This window comes from Mesorhizobium sp. WSM1293, from assembly GCF_000513875.1.
GTDB classification, from domain to species: Bacteria; Pseudomonadota; Alphaproteobacteria; order Rhizobiales; family Rhizobiaceae; genus Mesorhizobium; species Mesorhizobium ciceri.
Map to the genome: position 1 here is coordinate 140724 of NZ_AZUV01000011.1, position 18937 is coordinate 159660.

At 62.0% G+C, this 18937-nt stretch carries 20 protein-coding genes and 2 pseudogenes; 16 read left to right on the plus strand and 6 right to left on the minus strand.

What is annotated here, in order from left to right:
* The first annotated feature begins 70 nt into the window (after window positions 1-70).
* The 7 genes and pseudogenes from uvrB to M729_RS1000000137310 all read left to right on the plus strand — a co-directional run bounded on the left by uvrB (window position 71) and on the right by M729_RS1000000137310 (window position 7149).
* A complete protein-coding gene (gene uvrB / locus M729_RS0115660; RefSeq protein WP_027162143.1) occupies window positions 71-3241 on the plus strand; it encodes an excinuclease ABC subunit UvrB in 3171 nt (1056 codons plus the stop codon).
* 63 nt (window positions 3242-3304) lie between these two features.
* Window positions 3305-3640 carry a hypothetical protein gene (locus tag M729_RS0115665; protein WP_013530030.1) on the plus strand — a complete coding sequence of 112 codons (336 nt, stop codon included), beginning with the start codon at window positions 3305-3307 and terminating at the stop codon, window positions 3638-3640.
* Between the two features lie 183 nt (window positions 3641-3823).
* Window positions 3824-4303 (plus strand): hypothetical protein, encoded by a 480-nt coding sequence (locus M729_RS0115670; protein ID WP_164919876.1) that lies wholly within the window; start codon window positions 3824-3826, stop codon window positions 4301-4303.
* Window positions 4304-4597: 294 nt separating this feature from the next.
* Window positions 4598-6124 carry an ABC-F family ATP-binding cassette domain-containing protein gene (locus M729_RS0115680; protein ID WP_027162145.1) on the plus strand — a complete coding sequence of 509 codons (1527 nt, stop codon included), beginning with the start codon at window positions 4598-4600 and terminating at the stop codon, window positions 6122-6124.
* A 128-nt stretch (window positions 6125-6252) separates the two neighbouring features.
* A pseudogene (locus tag M729_RS01000000135245) lies at window positions 6253-6535 on the plus strand (type II toxin-antitoxin system RelE/ParE family toxin).
* A 12-nt stretch (window positions 6536-6547) separates the two neighbouring features.
* Complete coding sequence (locus M729_RS0115690) at window positions 6548-6847, plus strand: HigA family addiction module antitoxin (RefSeq protein ID WP_024504187.1); 300 nt, start codon at window positions 6548-6550, stop codon at window positions 6845-6847.
* A gap of 143 nt (window positions 6848-6990) precedes the next feature.
* Window positions 6991-7149: a hypothetical protein gene (locus M729_RS1000000137310; RefSeq protein ID WP_013530026.1), complete on the plus strand. Its 159-nt coding sequence runs from the start codon at window positions 6991-6993 to the stop codon at window positions 7147-7149.
* A gap of 16 nt (window positions 7150-7165) precedes the next feature.
* On the opposite strand, the gene M729_RS0115700 is transcribed toward M729_RS1000000137310, so the two are convergent.
* Window positions 7166-7780, minus strand: coding sequence for a glutathione S-transferase (locus M729_RS0115700; protein WP_024504188.1), 615 nt, complete (start codon window positions 7778-7780; stop codon window positions 7166-7168).
* A 237-nt stretch (window positions 7781-8017) separates the two neighbouring features.
* Between M729_RS0115700 and M729_RS0115705 the strand changes: the two genes are divergently transcribed.
* Both M729_RS0115705 and M729_RS0115710 read left to right on the plus strand, forming a co-directional pair.
* Window positions 8018-8446, plus strand: a complete 429-nt coding sequence (locus M729_RS0115705; RefSeq protein WP_013530024.1) for a glyoxalase/bleomycin resistance/extradiol dioxygenase family protein — start codon at window positions 8018-8020, stop codon at window positions 8444-8446.
* Window positions 8447-8520: 74 nt separating this feature from the next.
* A complete protein-coding gene (locus M729_RS0115710) occupies window positions 8521-8874 on the plus strand; it encodes a DUF1428 family protein (RefSeq protein WP_027162146.1) in 354 nt (117 codons plus the stop codon).
* Window positions 8875-8941: 67 nt separating this feature from the next.
* Here M729_RS0115710 and M729_RS0115715 read toward each other — a convergent pair whose 3' ends face one another.
* A complete protein-coding gene (locus M729_RS0115715; RefSeq protein ID WP_224621480.1) occupies window positions 8942-10564 on the minus strand; it encodes a sulfotransferase in 1623 nt (540 codons plus the stop codon).
* A 195-nt stretch (window positions 10565-10759) separates the two neighbouring features.
* On the opposite strand from M729_RS0115715, the pseudogene M729_RS0115720 reads away from it, so the two are divergent.
* Window positions 10760-11198, plus strand: a pseudogene (locus tag M729_RS0115720) (EAL domain-containing protein); the annotation flags it as partial.
* Between the two features lie 31 nt (window positions 11199-11229).
* Here M729_RS0115720 and M729_RS0115725 read toward each other — a convergent pair.
* A complete protein-coding gene (locus tag M729_RS0115725) occupies window positions 11230-11649 on the minus strand; it encodes a Kazal-type serine protease inhibitor domain-containing protein (RefSeq protein ID WP_013530021.1) in 420 nt (139 codons plus the stop codon).
* A 501-nt stretch (window positions 11650-12150) separates the two neighbouring features.
* Here M729_RS0115725 and M729_RS0115730 point away from each other — a divergent pair.
* The 3 genes from M729_RS0115730 (at window position 12151) to M729_RS0115740 (ending at window position 13510) form a co-directional block, all read left to right on the plus strand.
* Window positions 12151-12363: a cold-shock protein gene (locus M729_RS0115730; protein WP_006202520.1), complete on the plus strand. Its 213-nt coding sequence runs from the start codon at window positions 12151-12153 to the stop codon at window positions 12361-12363.
* A gap of 319 nt (window positions 12364-12682) precedes the next feature.
* A complete protein-coding gene (locus M729_RS0115735; protein ID WP_013530020.1) occupies window positions 12683-12895 on the plus strand; it encodes a cold-shock protein in 213 nt (70 codons plus the stop codon).
* 183 nt (window positions 12896-13078) lie between these two features.
* On the plus strand, window positions 13079-13510 hold the full coding sequence (locus M729_RS0115740; RefSeq protein WP_013530019.1) for a BA14K family protein: 432 nt from the start codon (window positions 13079-13081) through the stop codon (window positions 13508-13510).
* 126 nt (window positions 13511-13636) lie between these two features.
* Here M729_RS0115740 and M729_RS0115745 read toward each other — a convergent pair whose 3' ends face one another.
* The 3 genes from M729_RS0115745 to M729_RS0115755 all read right to left on the minus strand — a co-directional run bounded on the left by M729_RS0115745 (window position 13637) and on the right by M729_RS0115755 (window position 15769).
* Window positions 13637-14275, minus strand: a complete 639-nt coding sequence (locus M729_RS0115745) for an MBL fold metallo-hydrolase (RefSeq protein ID WP_024505622.1) — start codon at window positions 14273-14275, stop codon at window positions 13637-13639.
* Window positions 14276-14412: 137 nt separating this feature from the next.
* Complete coding sequence (locus tag M729_RS0115750) at window positions 14413-14730, minus strand: hypothetical protein (RefSeq protein ID WP_013530017.1); 318 nt, start codon at window positions 14728-14730, stop codon at window positions 14413-14415.
* 145 nt (window positions 14731-14875) lie between these two features.
* The gene (locus M729_RS0115755) at window positions 14876-15769 is read right to left on the minus strand and encodes a branched-chain amino acid aminotransferase (RefSeq protein WP_013530016.1); all 894 of its coding nucleotides are present in this window, start codon (window positions 15767-15769) and stop codon (window positions 14876-14878) included.
* A 246-nt stretch (window positions 15770-16015) separates the two neighbouring features.
* Between M729_RS0115755 and M729_RS0115760 the strand changes: the two genes are divergently transcribed.
* From M729_RS0115760 to M729_RS0115770, 3 genes are read left to right on the plus strand one after another with little or no spacing between them, the layout of a single operon-like run.
* On the plus strand, window positions 16016-16549 hold the full coding sequence (locus M729_RS0115760) for a MarR family transcriptional regulator (protein ID WP_024505623.1): 534 nt from the start codon (window positions 16016-16018) through the stop codon (window positions 16547-16549).
* Window positions 16536-17255, plus strand: coding sequence for a response regulator transcription factor (locus M729_RS0115765; RefSeq protein WP_013530014.1), 720 nt, complete (start codon window positions 16536-16538; stop codon window positions 17253-17255). The genes M729_RS0115760 and M729_RS0115765 overlap by 14 nt, the downstream gene beginning before the upstream one ends.
* Window positions 17256-17304: 49 nt before the next feature.
* On the plus strand, window positions 17305-18720 hold the full coding sequence (locus tag M729_RS0115770; protein ID WP_013530013.1) for an ATP-binding protein: 1416 nt from the start codon (window positions 17305-17307) through the stop codon (window positions 18718-18720).
* The last annotated feature ends 217 nt before the right edge of the window (window positions 18721-18937 follow it).

Genomic DNA, 18937 nt, shown 5'->3' on the forward strand with positions numbered 1-18937 from the left:
CAGCGCTGTCCGGCACGCCTCTCCCCACCGCGCTCTTTCCATTTTGGCCAGGAAATCCCATATTCGGGACATGGCCAAATCTCCCGATCAGAAAACGCCGCCGACGGCGAACGACGACCGCGCCGCGCCGAAGCGGCGCAGCCCGCTGACCGATTTCCTCGACGCCTCCGAGCCGCTGCACAAAGGCGGCTTCGCCGAGATGCCGCAGCCGGAACTCTCTGGCACGCCGCTGACCGGTTCGATCGCGGATTGGGCCGAGCAGATCGAGCAGGAAGCCGAAAACGAAGGACGTCTTGTCGCCAAGGGTGACGGCGGCAAATCGCCGAAGCCGTCGAAGAAGATACCCGAGCGCTCAAGCTCGCCGGGGCGCAGTTCGCGCGGCACCTCGATGGGTGGCGCGGCGTCAGCCAGGGAGCGCACGGCAGCCGGGCTCAATCCGGTCGCCGGCCTCGACATTTCGCTGGAGGACGCCGAGACCATGGCCTCGGGCAGCGTCACCGCGACGGTGGCGGCACTGTCGGCGCTAATCGAATCCGGCAATCCGCTGCACAAGGACGGCGTGCTGTGGACGCCGCACCGCCCTGCCCGCCCCGAAAAATCCGAAGGCGGCATCGCCATCAAGATGGTGTCGGAGTTCGAGCCGGCCGGCGACCAGCCGACCGCGATCAAGGATCTGGTCGAAGGCGTCGATAACCACGACCGCACCCAGGTGCTGCTCGGCGTCACCGGCTCAGGAAAAACCTTCACCATGGCCAAGGTGATCGAGGAGACGCAGCGGCCTGCCTTGATCTTGGCGCCGAACAAGACGCTTGCCGCGCAGCTCTATTCCGAGTTCAAGAAATTCTTCCCGGAAAACGCCGTCGAGTATTTCGTCTCCTACTACGATTATTACCAGCCGGAAGCCTACGTCCCGCGCACCGACACTTTCATCGAGAAGGAATCCTCGATCAACGAGCAGATCGACCGCATGCGCCACTCGGCGACGCGTTCGCTGCTTGAGCGCGACGACGTCATCATCGTCGCCTCTGTGTCCTGCATCTACGGTATAGGCTCGGTCGAAACCTATACGGCGATGACCTTCCAGATGCAGATCGGCGACCGGCTCGACCAGCGCGCGCTGCTCGCCGATCTCGTCGCCCAGCAGTACAAGCGGCAGGACATCAACTTTGTCCGCGGCTCGTTCCGCGTGCGCGGCGACACCATCGAAATCTTCCCGGCCCACCTGGAAGACCGCGCCTGGCGCATCTCGATGTTCGGCGACGAGATCGAGCAGATCACCGAATTCGACCCGCTGACCGGCCAGAAGACCGGCGAGCTGAAAAGCGTCAAGATCTACGCCAATTCGCACTATGTGACGCCGCGCCCGACGCTGAACCAGGCGATCAAGTCGATCAAGGAAGAGCTCAAGCACCGGCTGGTCGAACTGGAGCGGGCCGGCCGCCTGCTTGAGGCACAGCGGCTGGAACAGCGCTGCCGCTTCGACCTCGAAATGCTGGAAGCCACCGGCTCGTGCGCCGGCATCGAGAACTATTCGCGCTATCTCACCGGCCGCCAGCCGGGCGATCCGCCGCCGACGCTGTTTGAGTACATCCCCGACAACGCGCTGGTCTTCATCGACGAAAGCCATGTCACCGTGCCGCAGATCGGCGGCATGTATCGCGGCGACTTTCGCCGCAAGGCGACGCTGGCCGAATACGGCTTCCGTCTGCCGTCCTGCATGGACAACCGGCCGCTGCGCTTCGAGGAGTGGGATGCCATGCGTCCGCTTTCGGTCGCGGTCTCGGCGACCCCTGGCGCCTGGGAGATGGAACAGGCCGGCGGCGTCTTCGCCGAGCAGGTCATCCGTCCGACCGGCCTGATCGATCCGCCGGTCGAGGTCCGCCCGGCCAAGAGCCAGGTCGACGATGTCGTCGGCGAGATTCGCGATACCACCAAGGCCGGCTACCGCACCTTGGTCACCGTGCTGACCAAGCGCATGGCCGAGGATTTGACCGAGTATCTGCATGAACAGGGCATCCGCGTCCGCTACATGCACTCCGACATCGATACGCTGGAGCGCATCGAGATCCTGCGCGATCTGCGCCTCGGCGCCTTCGACGTGCTGGTCGGGATCAATCTTCTGCGCGAAGGCCTCGACATTCCCGAATGCGGCTTCGTCGCCATTCTCGACGCCGACAAGGAAGGTTTCCTGCGATCGGAAACCTCGCTGATCCAGACCATCGGGCGCGCCGCCAGAAACGTCGACGGCAAGGTCATCCTCTATGCCGACCAGGTGACCGGCTCGATGGAACGGGCGATGGCCGAAACCAACCGTCGCCGCGAAAAGCAGATGGAGTGGAACGCGGCCAACGGCATCACACCGGAATCGGTCAAGTCGCGCATCTCCGACATTCTCGATTCGGTCTACGAGAAGGACCACGTCCGCGCCGATATCTCGCAGTTCACCGACGGTGCCGGCGCCATGATGGGCAACAACCTCAAGGCCCATCTCGACGCGATGGAAAAGCAGATGCGCGATGCCGCGGCCAATCTCGACTTCGAGAAGGCGGCCCGCATCCGCGACGAAATCAAGCGCCTGCGTGAGATGGAACTGTCCATCTCCGAAGACCCGCTGGCCAAATACGCCGACATGGAAAGCCCGGCCTCCGGCCGCGAAAAGGGCAAGCACAACAAGGGCGTGGCCAAACATCGTACAGCAGAGGAACAGGAGCGTTTTCGCAAGCTCGACGCAGCGCGTGCCGCCGAAGAGGCAGCCAAGGCTGCCCGGCCCAACCTCTTCCGCAAGCCTGATCTCGACGAGATGGGCGCCGATGGCACTGTGCCGGTGAAAAAGCCGCTGTTTTCGAAACCCTCGATCGACGACATGGGTCCAGGTACCGACATGCCGACGCCGGCCGGCGCGGTGTCACGCTCGCTGTTCAAGAAACAGTCGGCCGAAGAGGCGCACGGCTCCGACTTCGGCATTCCCGGCGACGTCACCAAGCCACTGTTCAAGAAGAACTCGCTCGATGAAATGACTGTACGGCGGACGGAAAAGCCGGTCGAAGGAAAAGTGCCGGCCAAGCCGCAGTCAATCTCCCCCCAAGTGGGGGAGATGCCCGGCAGGACAGGCGCGAAGGAACGCGACGATTCCGCTAAGCCAATCGTTCGCCAGCGCGCCGGCATCGGCTCATACGAGGATCCAGGCGACGCCCGCCGCGACAAACGCCGGCCGGGGAAGACGGGACGGCCGGGACGGTAGGAAGCTGCAGCATCGAGCCTGCGATCGGTTGCGGATTTCAGATGCCGCCGCTTAGAATGAGTGATGGTCGTCGTTCGCAGACTTGATGAAGAGGAGTTCAAGGCTTGCTTTGCCGAGCCGATGACGAATATCACCGCGACGGCGAATGCTGTCGTAGACATATGGTCCTATGTCGACGCGCTAAATCTGGACGAAGTCGGCGTGCCCTATTTGAACGACGTCCATTATGTTTACCGGGACGTTCAAAACCGGTTTGATCAAGTTTTGATTGGCACCGGCAGGTTCAACGCCCTGCTTGTGATCGTTGTCGATCTCGGCAGAAGCGCGGTGTTCGGGCATTTCCTACTCGATCTCAACAAAGAATATGGACTAAGCGGCGGCTACTTGAGACCTGTCTGATCCGGCCCCTTGACCTGTGAAGCTCAATTAATCCGCTGGGCCCAATCAGCTGGGTAGCACAATGGTCAGGGCAGGCGGAATATGCTCCCGCGACGGGATATCCAGCCAACCAAGGTTTGATCGATGCGACAGCGAGGCAAACTCCATATCCTCCCCCTAATCTTAGGCAGCAAGGACACGCCTTTGCGGGCCGGAGCTGATCTCGGTCGGGTCCAGAAACATCTTGGCTTTCCTAAATGGCTATATGTCTATCAGGATCAGCCGTGCGGCTTTCTTCTAGGTTATGGCGATCTGGAAATCGACATTTTGACCAGGCGCAATCGAGCACGCGTCCATCGCATCAGCATCAAACTTTGGCACATGCCTGATGTCCCCAAGCCTTTGCCTTTGAAATGGAGCGGCAACAGCCAAATCGATCTCGATGGCTTTGGCCCGGCAATGACGATTTCGGCCGCCAGGACGCTCCTCGCAGGTCTAGGACTGCAAGCCGAGGAATATAAGGTGGAAAGCGTATCTGAAACTGTCCGCCGGCTCGTGCTCCCCCACGCCGAGCTTCATTTCTTCAAGGGACCGGAAGAACCGATCCTGATGGAGTTTCACTTCCTGACACCGCAGGAAATCCAGCGAACTAAGGGTGACTGGGTAATCCGCCCGCGAGATTAAGGCCTGCCCGCAGAGCATCTACTTGCCATCCGCCCCGCCTTTGGTGTAATCGCTCCCCACACTCGAACGTCTCGAAAGGAGGGCTCACGTGTTTACGTTTCATCGTCACCATCGTCAGCGTGGCCCGATTTCTGCCCTGCGAGCTTGCTTGCAGGGCTGACCAGGGACGGTCCGGGTTTTTCCCGCTTCGATTTTTTGGTCTGCCCTTCGTGGTGCGTAATGCCGAGCCTGATGGCCGGAAAGCGCACCGTCAAAGTGGACCGGAGTAGCTCCGGCAAGACCAGAGAAATCAAAATGGCCCTGATCAGCCTCAAATCCCTCGGCGTCACCATGAGTGCGCCGCTGTTTGCCAATCTCGACCTCACCATCGGCACCGGCGACCGGCTCGGCATTGTCGCCGCCAATGGCCGCGGCAAGTCGACTTTGCTGAAATGCCTGACCGGCGAGATTGAGCCGACCTCCGGTGACATCACCCGCACGCGCGGCCTGCGCGTCGGTCATGTCGAACAGTCGGTTGCCCAGGCCCTTCTCACCCGTACGTTCCGGCAGGTGGTGGCGGATGCCTTGCCGTCCGAGCAGGCCGAAAGCGAGATGTGGCGTGTCGACGTGGTTCTGGATTCACTCGACGTGCCCGAGCCGATGCGCGAGCGGCCAATGCAGGCGCTAAGTGGCGGCTGGCAGAGGCTTGCGCTAATCGCACGCGTCTGGGTCACCGATCCGGACGTGCTGTTACTCGACGAGCCGACCAACCATCTCGACCTTGTCCGCATCAGCCAGCTCGAAACCTGGCTGAACACGCTGCCGCGCGAGGTGCCCGTCGTCATCGCCAGCCACGACCGCGCCTTCCTCGACGCCACCACCAACCGGACCCTATTCCTGCGCCCGGAACAGTCGCCGGTGTTTGCCCTGCCCTACTCCCGCGCCAGGCAGGCGCTCGACGAGGTCGATGCTTCGACCGAGCGCAAGTTCCAGCGCGACATGAAGGTGGCGCAGCAATTGCGCCGGCAGGCGGCCAAGCTCAACAACATCGGCATCAATTCGGGCAGCGACCTTTTGACGGTGAAGACCAAGCAGCTCAACCTGCGGGCCGAAAAACTGGAAGAAGCGGCCGCACCGGCGCACCGCGAAAAGTCGGCGGGTGCCATAAAACTGGCCAATCGCGGCACCCACGCCAAGGTGCTGATCACGCTCGACGACGCGGCTGTGGAAACACCCGACGGCACCCCGCTGTTTCGAACCGGCAAGCGCCATATCTGCCAGGGCGACCGCATCGTGCTGCTCGGCCGCAACGGCGTCGGCAAGTCGCGCTTCGTCACCCTGATCCGCAATGCCATTGTCGAACCGGACACGGTGCCGAATGTGAAGGTGACGCCGTCGACGGTGCTAGGCTACAGCGACCAGGCGCTGTCGGGCATCAGCGGCGACGACACGCCGCTGATGCTGGTCTCGCGCCGCTACGATGTCGGCGAGCAGCGTGCCCGCTCGCTGCTGGCAGGCGCCGGCGTGGTCATCGAGATGCAGGAGAAAAAGATCGGTGCGCTGTCCGGCGGCCAGAAGGCGCGGCTGATGATGCTGGCGCTGAGGCTCGCCAATCCCAACTTCTATCTGCTGGACGAGCCGACCAACCATCTCGACATCGACGGCCAGGAAGCCCTGGAAGCGGAACTGCTGGCACATCAGGCAAGCTGTGTGCTCGCCTCGCACGACCGCTCCTTCATCCGCGCCATCGGCAACCGCTTCTGGCTGATCGAGAAACGGCGGCTGACCGAAGTCGAAGACCCAGAGGATTTCTTCCGCTCGGTGGGGGAGGGCGCTGGCTAATCGGTGAACAAAACTGCCGATGAAGTTCCGGCCTGTCGAGCGCAGGCCGGAGTTTCGTATCATGCTACGAGACGTCTTCTTGACTTCCGAAGCGTATCATGCCATGGTACGCCACTCGGGTCGGCAAGATGATACGCTCCTTCAAAGACAAGACCAGCGAAGCCGTTTCGAACGGCAAGGCTCCGAAGGGCTTCCCATCGGACCTTTGTCCGCTCAGCCCAGCGGAAGCTGTTCATGATCGACAACGCCGCCGAACTGTCGGATCTGAAGACGCCTCCCGGCAACAGGCTTGAGCCGCTGAAAGGTAACCGTGCGGGCCAGCATTCGATCCGCATCAACGATCAATTCCGCGTCTGCTTTCGGTGGGTGGAAGGGCAAGCGGAGGATGTTGAAATCACCGACTATCATTGAAGAGGGTTCAAAATGCTGAACATCAACCCACCTGTCCATCCCGGAGAAATTCTCCGTGAGGAATATCTCGTGCCGCTCAATCTGAAGCCTTACACGCTGGCCAAAAAGCTGCATGTGCCCCGCACACGCATCGAGCGCCTGGCCAGCGAGACGACACCGGTAACGCCCGACACCGCTTTGCGCCTTGCGAAGTTCTTCGGAACCACGCCGCAGTTCTGGATGAATATGCAGGCGAGCTACGACCTCGCCGTAGAGGGAGAGGCGAAGAAGGCCGATCTTGAAACAATCGAACGTCTACAAACCGCGGCCTGAAGTAATCGCGTTAGCAACAACCCGCTTCAAGCAGGCTACGGAGCTAGCGATAAAAAATCTCGACGGTCTGTCGGATAGCCTCAGCCCGTCGCGTCCTTGGGATGCCGACACGATGATGCCGGCCCAACCCAGGGAGAATTATCATGTCGGTTCTTTCGTCCATCGGTCGCATCGCAACCCGGTATGCGGCAGCGCGCGCTCGTCACCGCAGCGAACGCGTCCTGCGTTCACTGCCTGCCTCGCTGCGCAAGGATATCGGGTTTCCGGACGTCTTCGATGCGCAAAACGGCCGCCGCCCCTGACCTCGCGGGGCGCCAGTCAGTCATGCGTATCGCCCGAAAGCGGCGTCGCCTGCATCGATACGCGTTTTTCGAAAGCCTCGAACCAGCGCGTCAGCAGTGCCCGTGAGCGAAAAGGCGGAAGGTGACGGAACGCCATCCAGGACAGCGTGGTGGCCAAGGCGATGTGGCCGATATGGAGCGGCGCCTCGTCGTCCAGCGTGCTCTCGATCCAGTCGTAGCTCGCCTCGATCTTTTCCCGGTATCCGTCGGCGAGAGCACCATAGCGCAACTTTTCGGGTCTCCTTTCCGTCTCCCAGCGCAAGGCTATACCCGTCTGCGCCAGGCCCTGGGCGACCGCCTGCAACCGCAATGCCTGCCAGCGCGCCTCGCCGTCCTGCGGCAGCAGCTTGCGACCGTCATGCAGCGTGTCGAGATAGGCGCAGATGACATCGGAATCGAAGATCGGCGACGCGTCGGGCCGCAACAGCACCGGCACTTTGCCGAGCGGGTTTTCGGCGTAGACGCGGGCATTGCGCAAGGTCGGACTGGTCTCGTGATGAATGACCTCCAGCCGATCGGCAATGCCAACCTCGTGGGCGAAGACGAGCGCCTTGCGCGCGAAGGGTGAGTGGGTCTGATAGTAGAGGATCATTGTCGTCCCAGGATTTGAAGAGGCGTTCGCCTGATCCATCTGTTCTAGCCTGCGAGCCGAGAGAATTGCGCTCTGATTGGGCGCGGTCGACGCAAGTTCGTTTCACGCCTCTCGTCCAACTGCGGCTGCGTGGACTGTCCAGGGCCGGTCGGCCAAAAAAATCTGCCGGCCATGTAGGAACGCCGGCACCTCATCCGTCCTTTGGCTCGCAAGGCCAAACGCAAAGAGGAACAACAGATGACCGATCAGACCCCCGTTCAGCCCGCGGCCAAAGTGCTCGGCGGATTGACCCCCTATCTGCAGCTGGATGGCGCCTTCAAGGCTGCCGAATTCTACAAGAAGGCCTTTGGTGCCGAGCAGGTCTTTGCCTATCCGGCGGACGAAAAAGGCCGCACCATGCACATCCACCTCCACATCAACGGCTCGACGCTGATGCTCTCCGACTTCTATCCCGAAAACGGCATGCCTGCCGTCAAGCCGCAGGGTTACACCATGCAGCTTCACCTCGGCAGCGACGACATCGAAGCCTGGTGGAAGCGCGCCGTCGATGCCGGCTGCGAAGTCGCCGTGCCGCTCCAGATCATGTTCTGGGGTGACCAGTGGGGCAATATGCGCGACCCGTTCGGCGTCGAATGGGCGATGAACGCGCCGGTCAAGAAAGCCTGATCTATCGCAAATGGCGAAGTCCCTCACCGGCTGGCGTCGGTGAGGGATTGTGAACTTCCAGGAGGAGACCCACAATGTCCTATGTCGATGGCTTCGTGCTTGCCGTGCCCAAGGCAAATCTCGATGACTACAAGAGGCTGGCCAACCTCGCAGGCCCTATATGGATGGAACACGGCGCGCTCGGCTATGTCGAATGCATCGGCGACGACGTGCCCTATGGCGAGGTCACTTCGTTCCCGCGCGCCGTGCAGGCCAAGGACGACGAGATCGTCGTCTTCGCCTGGGCCCTCTATGAGTCGCGGGAGAGCCGCGATGCCGTCATGGCCAAAGTGATGGCAGATCCGCGCCTGAAGGCCGATTGGGCGGACATGCCGTTCGACGGGAAGCGCATGATCTTCGGTGGCTTCAAGCCATTCATAGAGCTTTGAGCAGCCGGTAGCAGATTGGCAGAAGCCCCTCAGCTTCGTCATCCTAGGACGAAGCAGGAGCGTTGCGCTAATCCAGCCTGTCCAGAAGCGGCTTCAGCCGGTCACCATAGCGCTTCCATAGATCGACCGACCCCTGATACATCGGCTGGCGCACCTGTGCGGCTGAAGCCGTGCGCACCGGTCGGTCGGTCTCGTGGAACGATAGTGCCGCGTCGTCCCAGGGCAGGCCGAGATGGGCGATCAATGCCCGCGTCTGGCCTTCCTGGTCGGCGACAAAATCCTCGTAGCGTACATCGTGCACGACGCCTGGCAGCACCGTGTGCCAATGCTTCATGATGTCGGTGTAGAGATTGTGGAAGTCGGCGAGCTCGCCGAGATCGTAGCCATAGCGATGGCTGTCACCGCGGAAATGCACCTTGTAGATCGACAGGCAGGTGGCCGCCGCATCGCGCGCGCAGTGGATGATCCTGGCCTTCGGCATCATCATGTGGATGAAGCCGACAAGCAGGAAGTTGCCCGGCATTTTGTCGGTGACGTGGCGCATGTTCGGATAGCGGGCATGGAGCATGTCGAGATAGGCTTGGCCTGCCTCGGCAAAATCCGAATCGCCCGTATCCGATACGCCCCATGGGAAGCCACCCGGCATAGTCGCCGGGAACTGCCTGCCGACCGCCTTCTTCAATATGCTGAGCTCGCCTGCGCCATAGACCTGCGGATGGCTGGCAATGATCTGCTCGACCAGCGTCGTGCCCGAACGCGGCATGCCGACAATGAAGATCGGCGTGTCGTCGCTGATTGAGCTGGGCCTGTGCTTCTCGAAGAAGCCGGCATCGAAGGTGGCCTTCATCGCCTCGAACTCGGCCCGCGTCCTGGCCTGGTCGTAGTCGATGCCTTTGCGGCGGATCGCATTGCCCTCGGCGAAATAGTCGAAGGCCCGGCCATAATCCTTGAGATCGTCATTCGCCTTGCCGAGTCCGAAGGACAGCTGCATGCGCGCCAGGCTGTCCTGCGGCGCCTTGGCATGCTGGGCTTCCATGCCCCCAAGCTCGCTGTCGCGCTCCTTCTGGCGCTTGACCTGCGTCAGCATCAGCCAGGCTGTGGCCATGGCGGGGTTGATCGCCAACGCCTGCCGGAACAGGTCGGCCGCCTCGTCGAGCTTGCCCTTTTCCATCAACCCGACGCCGAGCCCGTGCAGCAGGTCGGCATCCTTGGGTCGGATCGCCAGCGCTTCGCGGAAGGCAGCCAGCGCCTCATCCAGCCGCCCGGCTTCCTGCAGGGTTTCGGCAAGCCCGATGCGGGCGCGCACATGAAATGGGTTGCGTGCAACCGTGCCGCGATAAATCTCTTCGGCCTCTTCGAACTGGCCGACCTGTTTCAGCGATGAGCCGAGATTGTCGCGCGCCGCGAGTTGGTCCGGCCGCAGATCTACTGCGCCGCGGAAGAAATCGATGGCCGCAGCAGGGCGGCCGAGGTCGCGCATCACCGTACCGAAATTGTTGAGGAAATCGGGATTCGTCGGCTGCAGGCTCACCGACCGTTCGATGAGATCCAGCCCTTCTTCGCTGCGCCCGGTCTGGTGAAGCAGCAGTCCCAGGAAATGCGCCGCGGCCGCGTGCTTGGGCTGACGCGCCAGCACCTGCCGGTAGATCGTCTCAGCCTCTTGCCGGCGCCCGGCCTGATGCAGTTGCAACGCCTGCTGCACATACTGGTCGAGGCCCAGCGGCGGCTGTCCGCCTGCGCCAGACCTGGCTCCCGCACCCGCCGCTCGTCTTTGATCTCTGTTGATGGGAAACCTGCCGTGTTTTATCCGCCTGTGGCGATCTAGGCCATCGGCGCCGCAGGTTCAAGGCTTCGCTTGCTGTCTCGTCCTTTCGTCGGTGCGGAAAAATCAAATCAGCACACCGGGACCGGCCCCAGCAAATCTGCTCGAGGCCACGGAGCGCGCGTTCATCAATATCAACTCGGCCCGCTCAACGCTCGTTCGTGCCCACGAACTTGGCCACGCAGTGGCAATCGACGACTTCGGCACCGGCTACTCCAGCCTGTCCTATCTCGAGGGGCTGCCGCTCGATGCGCTCATAATCGACAAATCGTTCATCGATACGATCAGCACGAATTCCGCCACCAGTTCCGTCGCCCCATATATCATCGACATGGCCAAGACACTAAAGCTGAAGATCGTTGCCGAAGGCGGGGAAACGCAGGCGCAGGCCGACTACCTCGCGGCGCGCGACGTCGACTACGGCCAGGGCCGGCTGTTTGCCAGACCCATGCCCGCGTCCGAGTTCATCGCCGACTGTCGCCAGGTGAAGCCGACGGCTTGATGATTGTCTTCCTCAACGAGGCGCAGCGTTCTCAGCACGGCCCGTCGCCAACGACGCGATAGTCCGCGGCACGGGCTTCGCAGGAATTGGGAAAGGTGCGCATCTCGCCATGCCGGCGCGCGCACACCGGCGCATATTCGCGGGTGCAGAACGTCTGCTCTTCACCACCGCCGCCACCGCCACCGCCGCCACCGTCGCGGCACGGACCGTCGCGCACGATGCGGTAGCCGGCCCGGTCGGCAAGACAGGCATTGGCGAAGGTCTGGCGATCGCCGCCGCGCCGGGCACAGACCGGCTCGTACTGCTTGCTGCAATATTGCGGTTCCGGCCGGGGCGGACGCGGACGCGGCCCTGGTCCGTCATCGACGACGACGGTGCAGGCGGCAAGAAGTGCCGACAGCAACAGGATGACAAAACCCTGCCGCGAAAAGATTGCCGCCAGATATTTCATGATGATCTCCCACGATCGCGTCCCCGGTTGCCGATCCTCGCCATTCCCTTGCCAAATGCAACCCCCGTTTGCAGCCCTTTCAGTCGGAAACGCGCTGGGGCTGTAGGCGGCGTCGACTTCCTCGGCCACCTCGACATCTGGCCCATTCGTGGCCCGGTTCTGGCCGATGACCCGGCCGGCAAGCAAGCCTATGCCGAGCCCATCGATGCTCAGGTCAGTCGATTGATGCGTCGGGACGCGCCAGTACGGCGGCCCGCGGCGGTATCTTGCAACCATCACGTTTCCGTGCGATAAATTCCGTGTTCGGGCATTTGCGACCCGGAGAGCGGAACGTTTTGGACGACCTTTCCCCGATACTGTGAATCTCTGACGGCCCCGTTTTCGGCGGGGGGTTTGACCATGCGCCAATGCATGACTGCCGAAGCAACCACCGGGAACTGCCCTTTGCGCCAGGCGGCGGGCGGGACCACCAAAGACTGAACGGGTGAAGGAGTTTCCCCAATGGCCCAGACCGGCACCGTTAAATTCTTCAACGCGACCAAAGGCTTCGGTTTCATCACGCCCGATGGTGGCGCCAAGGATGTGTTCGTCCATATCTCCGCGATCGAAGCTTCCGGCTTGCGCACGCTCGTTGACGGCCAGAAGGTCACCTTCGACGTCGAGCCGGACCGCATGGGCAAGGGCCCCAAGGCCGTCAACCTCCGCGCAGCCTGAGCCATCGGCGCGCCGCATGTCACTTAGACGTGCGACGGAGGCTCCATGCCTGCACCTGCCTGGAGAGGGATCTGAATTTGGAAAGGCGCGGCGATCTTCGTCGCGCCTTTTCCTTATCGAAGGCGCGGGCCAGTGATGTCGCCCAAGCGGCCGGGTTCTGGGCAACGACTTGCATAAAAACAAAGACCCGAAGCATGCCGCAACGTGCTTTAGACGCCCGCAAAACTTTCTCTTGCCGATGACGCTAAAATAAAGGACAAATTTCCACTCGGGCATTTGCCGGCCCGAGACTGGAGTTTATGGGACAAAGGAGCTTCCCATGCCGCAGACCGGCACCGTCAAATTCTTCAATCATGCCAAGGGCTTCGGCTTCATCACGCCCGATGATGGCGCGAAGGATGTTTTCGTCCATATTTCAGCTGTGCAGGCGTCCGGTCTTCCCGGCCTCGAGGATGGGCAGAAAGTGTCGTTCGATACCGAGCCGGATAAGCGCGGCAAGGGTCCCAAGGCCGTCAACCTGTCGGTCGGCTGAGCCGGCTTCGAACCGGCGCTCCCGGGCAGATCGCTCCCTTGAGAGCCTGTGATTTTTGACGTCCGTTTTGAATAAACACGTTAAAATCCGTTCAGCCCCCGTTCAGCCACGGTCGCATATTAGTCTTCGGTAAAGCCGGACCGCATCCCCGAAACTGCACGGGCCGGAACGAAGGAGACCGACATGAACCGAATTTTCAAAACCGCCGTCCTGGCCGCTGCCGTGGCCGCCACCACGCTCACGGCCTTGCCCGCCGCCAATGCGCGCGACTGGCGCCGTCATCATGGCCATCATGGCAATGGCGATGCCATTGCCGCCGGCGTGCTCGGCCTCGCGGCCGGGGCGCTGATCGGTGGCGCATTGGCCAATGACCGCCCGCCGCCCGACGCTGACCGCTACTACGATGACGGTTACTACGATCGTGACGTCGTGGTGCGCCCGGCCCCGGTCCGCCGCTATTATGCGGAGCCGCGGGTGGTCTACGCCAATCGTTATGCCGAACCGTGGACGCGTGACTGGTACGAATATTGCTCGGACCGCTACCGCAGCTTCAATTCCCGTACCGGCACGTTCACCGGCAATGACGGCGAACAGCATTTCTGCACTGCCAACTAACCAAGGGCTTCCCTGCCCCAAAACAGAAAAGCGCTGACCGCAAGGCCAGCGCTTTTTTGTTGTGGTCTCTACAATGTCAACGGTCCGCTTGGGCTGATGAAAAACAGCTACGGTTCCGAGCCTGGTTCAAGTCAAAAAAGGATTGGTCCGCCTCTCCTCGCCAAAACGTCCGCCGGGACCGTGGCCACAGATGAAGCCGATGTCGTCGCCGAGCGGCAGGAGCTTGTCCTTGATCGAAGCGATCAGCGCCGCGTGGTCGCCGCCCGGCAGGTCGGTGCGGCCGACCGAGCCGCGGAACAGCACGTCGCCGACATGGGCGAACTTGGCTGCGCGGTTGTAGTAGACGACGTGACCGGGCGCATGGCCGGGGCAGTGCAGCACCTCGAACACATGGCCGCCGAACGACACGGTCTCGCCTTCGGCCAGGAACCGGTCGGGCACGCAGTTGCGCGCTCCGGCGATGCCGTAGCGCTTGCCCTGGTTTTCCAGATTGTCGAGCAGCGACTTGTCGGCCTCATGCGGACCGATGATCTCGACGCCGAGCGCCTCCTTCAACTCCATTGCACCGCCGGCATGGTCGATGTGGCCATGCGTTATCCAGATAGCTCCGGCTGAGATCGCATTGTCCTTCAGCACCGCCAGTACCTTGTCGATATCGCCGCCCGGATCGACGACGACGCCATGCTTGTCATCCATGTCGAACAGGATGGTGCAATTCTGCTGGAACGGTGTGACCGGCACGATGCCGGCATTGAGCTGACCCATGATCGTCCTTTCGATGTTCACGGGTGATGTAGAGGCGCGGACAAAGGGCGTCCACCCTCGAAAGACGAACAGTCAGTAGCCCCAAAACGGAAATGGGCGGCCGAAGCCGCCCATTTGAAAAGACCGAAACGGCCTGCTTACTTCTTCATGGCGCCCATGACCGCGCCGAGAATGGCGGTCAGGATCGCGCCGCCGCCGGCGCCGCCGACGATGTTCTGCAGGTTCAGCGCGCTGCCGAGACCGCTCGTTGCTGCTGCCGCAGCCGCCGGATCGACCGCACCGCCACCCAGCAGGCTGCCGAGGATCGCCGCACCACCGACGCCGCCAATGGCTCCGCCCAGGATTTTGGGAAGCTGACCCATCGCCGCCGTCTTGAGCGCCGCACCGACCGCCTGACCACCGATGATGCCAGTAATCACCTGTATGATGATCGGAAGAAGCGTGTTCATGTCCATATGATTAGTCCCTCCATAGCTGTCAGCCTCCCGGGCCGACACCATCATGAGACGCCGAATTGGACGAAAGTCAAATGCAGAAACGCTGAAATAAAAGGGGCGGCCCGAAAACCGCCCCTACTTCTTAAAAAAGCTGTGGCTTTCGTTATTCTGCGGCGATCGCGTGCTTGGGCTGAACGGCCGCAGAATAGTCATTCATAAGATTCTTGGCTATTTCGCCGACCTCGAATCGGTAAGGCCCGATCTCCGAAACCGGCGTCACTTCCGCTGCCGTCCCGGTCAGGAAGCACTGCTCGAAGCTTTCCAGCTCTTCCGGCAGGATGGCGCGTTCAATTACCTCCAGGCCGCGATCCTTGGCCAACCCGATGACCGTGCGGCGGGTGATGCCGTCGAGGAAGCAGTCGGGCTTGGGTGTGTGGATCTTGCCGTCCTTGACGAAGAAGATGTTGGCTCCGGTCGCTTCGGCGACCTGGCCACGCCAGTCGAGCATCATGGCGTCGGCATAGCCCTTGGCCTCGGCGGCGTGCTTGGACATGGTGCAGATCATGTAGAGCCCGGCGGCCTTCGACTTGGAAGGCGCGGTGCGCGGGTCGGGCCGGCGCCATTCCGCCACATCGAGACGGATGCCTTTCAGCTTCTGCGCAGGATCGAAATAGCTTGGCCATTGCCAGATGGCGATGGCGCAGTTGATGCGGTTGTTCTGCGCCGAGACGCCCATCTGCTCACTGCCGCGCCAGGCGATCGGCCGGACATAGGCGTCCTGGAAACCCTGCTTCTTGAGAAGCGTGGAAGAGGCGTCGTTGAGCTCGGCCACCGAATAGGGGATCTTGAAACCGAGCAGGCGTGCCGATTCATGCAGGCGCTCGGTGTGTTCGTTGAGCTTGAAGATCTCGCCGCCATAGGCGCGCTCTCCCTCGAAAACAGCGCTGGCGTAATGCAGCCCGTGCGTCAGCACATGGATCTTGGCGTCACCCCATTGGACGAATTCGCCGTTCATCCAGATGAAGCCATCGAGTTGATCGAAGGGAACGGATGCCATGGTAACCTCCCACGGGCGGCAGCCCGGATAGTTGTATCGTTGTGTGTTTCGTGTCGGCCGCCCAAAGCGGCTTTTATGGTGGAGCGTAGGCGGATAATTGCGCTCTGGCAAACTTAGGAAATTCCGGAAAAACCGGCTTCCCTTGCCTTTTCGTTCGCAATCCGCCCAAAAGCTTGTCAAAAATTACCATTGCAGGGAAATTACGTCAATAGTACTGACATAATCTCTCTTTCCCACGGAGAAATAATGACGGATCGAAGCCCAGCCGCCGGAAAACCGATCAGGACCGCAATGTCGGTCGAGGACGGCATCGACTTCGCCATCATCGAGCTGCTCTTCTTTGCCTATCGCGACTTCACCTCCGATCCGGACCAGATCCTGGCCGATTACGGCTTCGGCCGGGCCCACCACCGGGTGCTGCATTTCGTCAACCGCAGGCCGGGCCTGACGGTCGCCGAACTGCTCGACGTGCTGAAGATCACCAAGCAGAGCCTGGCCCGTGTGCTCAAGCAACTGATCGACACCGACCATATCGTGCAGTTGCAAGGTCCGCGCGACCGCCGCCAGCGCGAACTTTATCCGACAGCCAAGGGCCGTGCGCTGGCGCTGGCGCTGGCGCGGCCACAGTCGCGCCGCATCCATGCTGCATTGGGGGATTCCGGAGTAACCGAACGGACCTTGGTGGAACGGTTCCTCGAAGCGATGGTCAATCCGGAACTGAGGGCGCAGATCGACGTTGGGTCCGCAAAAATGTCAGGGAAAAGCCATGGAGAGCACTGAACGGGTCGATCACGCGGCCGCGCCGGACGACGACGCGCCGCATCTGCTTGTCGTCGACGACGACACCCGCATCCGCAATCTTCTCAAGCAGTATCTGACCGAAAATGGCTTTCGCGTCACCGTTGCCGGCAATGCCGGCGAAGCCAGGCGCAAGCTTGCCGGCCTCGACTTCGACCTTCTGGTGCTGGACGTCATGATGCCCGGCGAGACGGGCGTCGACCTGACCAAGTCGCTGCGGGCCGAAAAGAACGTACCGATCCTGATGCTCACAGCGCTGTCGGAGACCGACAGCCGCATCTCAGGGCTGGAGGCTGGCGCCGACGACTATCTGCCAAAGCCGTTCGATCCGCGCGAGCTGATCCTGCGCATCAACAACATCCTGCGCCGCGGTGGCCCGGCGACCACGCCCAAGGTCGAGCAGTTGGTCTTCGGCCCCTACACGTTCCAGATCGCCCGGCGCGAATTGAAGCGTGGCGGCGAGGCGTTGAAGCTGACCGATCGCGAGCAGGAGATCCTGGCGATCTTCGCCGCGCGGGCGGGCGAGACGATACCCCGCCACGAGCTTGTCGGCGACGATTCGGAAGTCGGCGAGCGCACCATCGACGTCCAGATCAACCGCCTGCGCCGCAAGATCGAGCGCGATCCGTCCAATCCGGTCTGGCTGCAGACCGTACGCGGTATTGGGTATCGGCTCAGCGTGGAATAGAATGCCGCCTGCGGCCGGCTGAACGGCTGCGGGCAAGCGAAAAGAGCGAATGGCAACCACGGAACTGGAACAGCCGGGCAATGGCGGCTTGAGCGCACGCGCCGCGCGGACGCTGAAGGCGGTGCCGCGCGCCTGGAACCGCTTCTGGCGCCTCGTCTCGCTCTATATGCCCAAGCGGCTCTATGCCCGCTCGCTGATCATCGTCATCGCGCCGATGATCCTGCTGCAATCGGTCGTCGCCTTCGTCTTCATGGAACGTCACTGGGCAACCGTGACGCAGCGCCTGTCGCAGGCCACCGTGCGCGACATCGCCGCCATCATCGACCTGATCGAGACCTATCCGCGCGATGCCGACTACACCAACATCATCCGCATCGCCCAGGACCGCATGCAGCTGAAGGTCGACCTCTTGCCGCCCGACCCACTCCCCGCGCCCGGTCCAAAGCCGTTTTTCTCGATTTTGGATGATGTTCTCTCATCCGAGATCACCCGCCAGATCAACCGCCCGTTCTGGATCGACACGGTCGGCAACTCCAACATCGTCGAGGTGCGCGTGCAGCTCGAGGGCAAGGTGCTGCGCGTCTTCGTGCGCCGCAGCCAGGCCTATGCCTCGAACACCCACATCTTCCTGATCTGGATGGTCGGCACCTCGCTGGTGCTGCTGATGATCGCCATTCCCTTCCTGCGCAACCAGATCCGGCCGATCCTGATGCTTGCCGAAGCCGCCGAAAGCTTTGGCAAGGGCCGGCCGATGCCGCGCGATTTCCGGCCGCGCGGCGCCGAGGAGGTTCGCCGCGCCGGCTTTGCCTTCATGCAGATGCGCGAGCGCATCGAACGCCAGATCGAACAGCGCACCGCCATGCTGACCGGCGTCAGCCATGACCTCAGAACCATCCTCACTCGCTTCAAGCTGCAGCTGGCGCTTTCCGGCGGCAAGGCCGAGACCAAGGCAGCGCTCGACCAGGACATCGACGACATGCAGTCGATGCTCGAAGGCTATCTGTCCTTTGCCCGCGGCGAAGCTTCGGAAGACGCCGGACGGTTCGATCTCGAGGCCTATTTCGAAAAGCTCGACGAGGAAGCCAGGCTGCGCAAGCGTAAGCTGTCGACGACGCTTGCCGGCGATCACGATGTGCATGTGCGGCCCAATGCCTTTGCCCGGCTGATGTCCAACGTCATCGGCAACGCCTTCCGCTATGCCAAGACGGTGGAGGTCAACGCCACCCATGGCCGCGGCTCGCTGCTGGTCACCATCGATGACGATGGTCCGGGCATTCCCGCCGACCGACGCGAAGACGTGTTCAAGCCTTTCGTGCGGCTCGACGAGGCCCGCAACCTCGATGCCAGCGGCACCGGGCTCGGCCTGTCGATCGCCCGCGACATCGCCCGCTCCCATGGCGGAGACATCACTCTTGAAGACAGCCCGCTCGGCGGACTGCGCGCCATCATCAAGGTTCCGGCATAACCGGGCACGATTCCGAAAAGTGGAAACCGCTTCATCCGCCCGTCATGAAACCATGATCAAGAGCGCGCATGAAGCGCGCGACCTCAATTGATTCGGCCTTGCCGCCTATCTTCGACCCCGTACCTGTCCGGGTGCGCTGGAGCGAAGCGAGAGCAGCAGGCTGGTCGCCGTTCCGGCATCGTCTCAAGGCAACCGTCGACCTTTCAAGCAAAGGGCC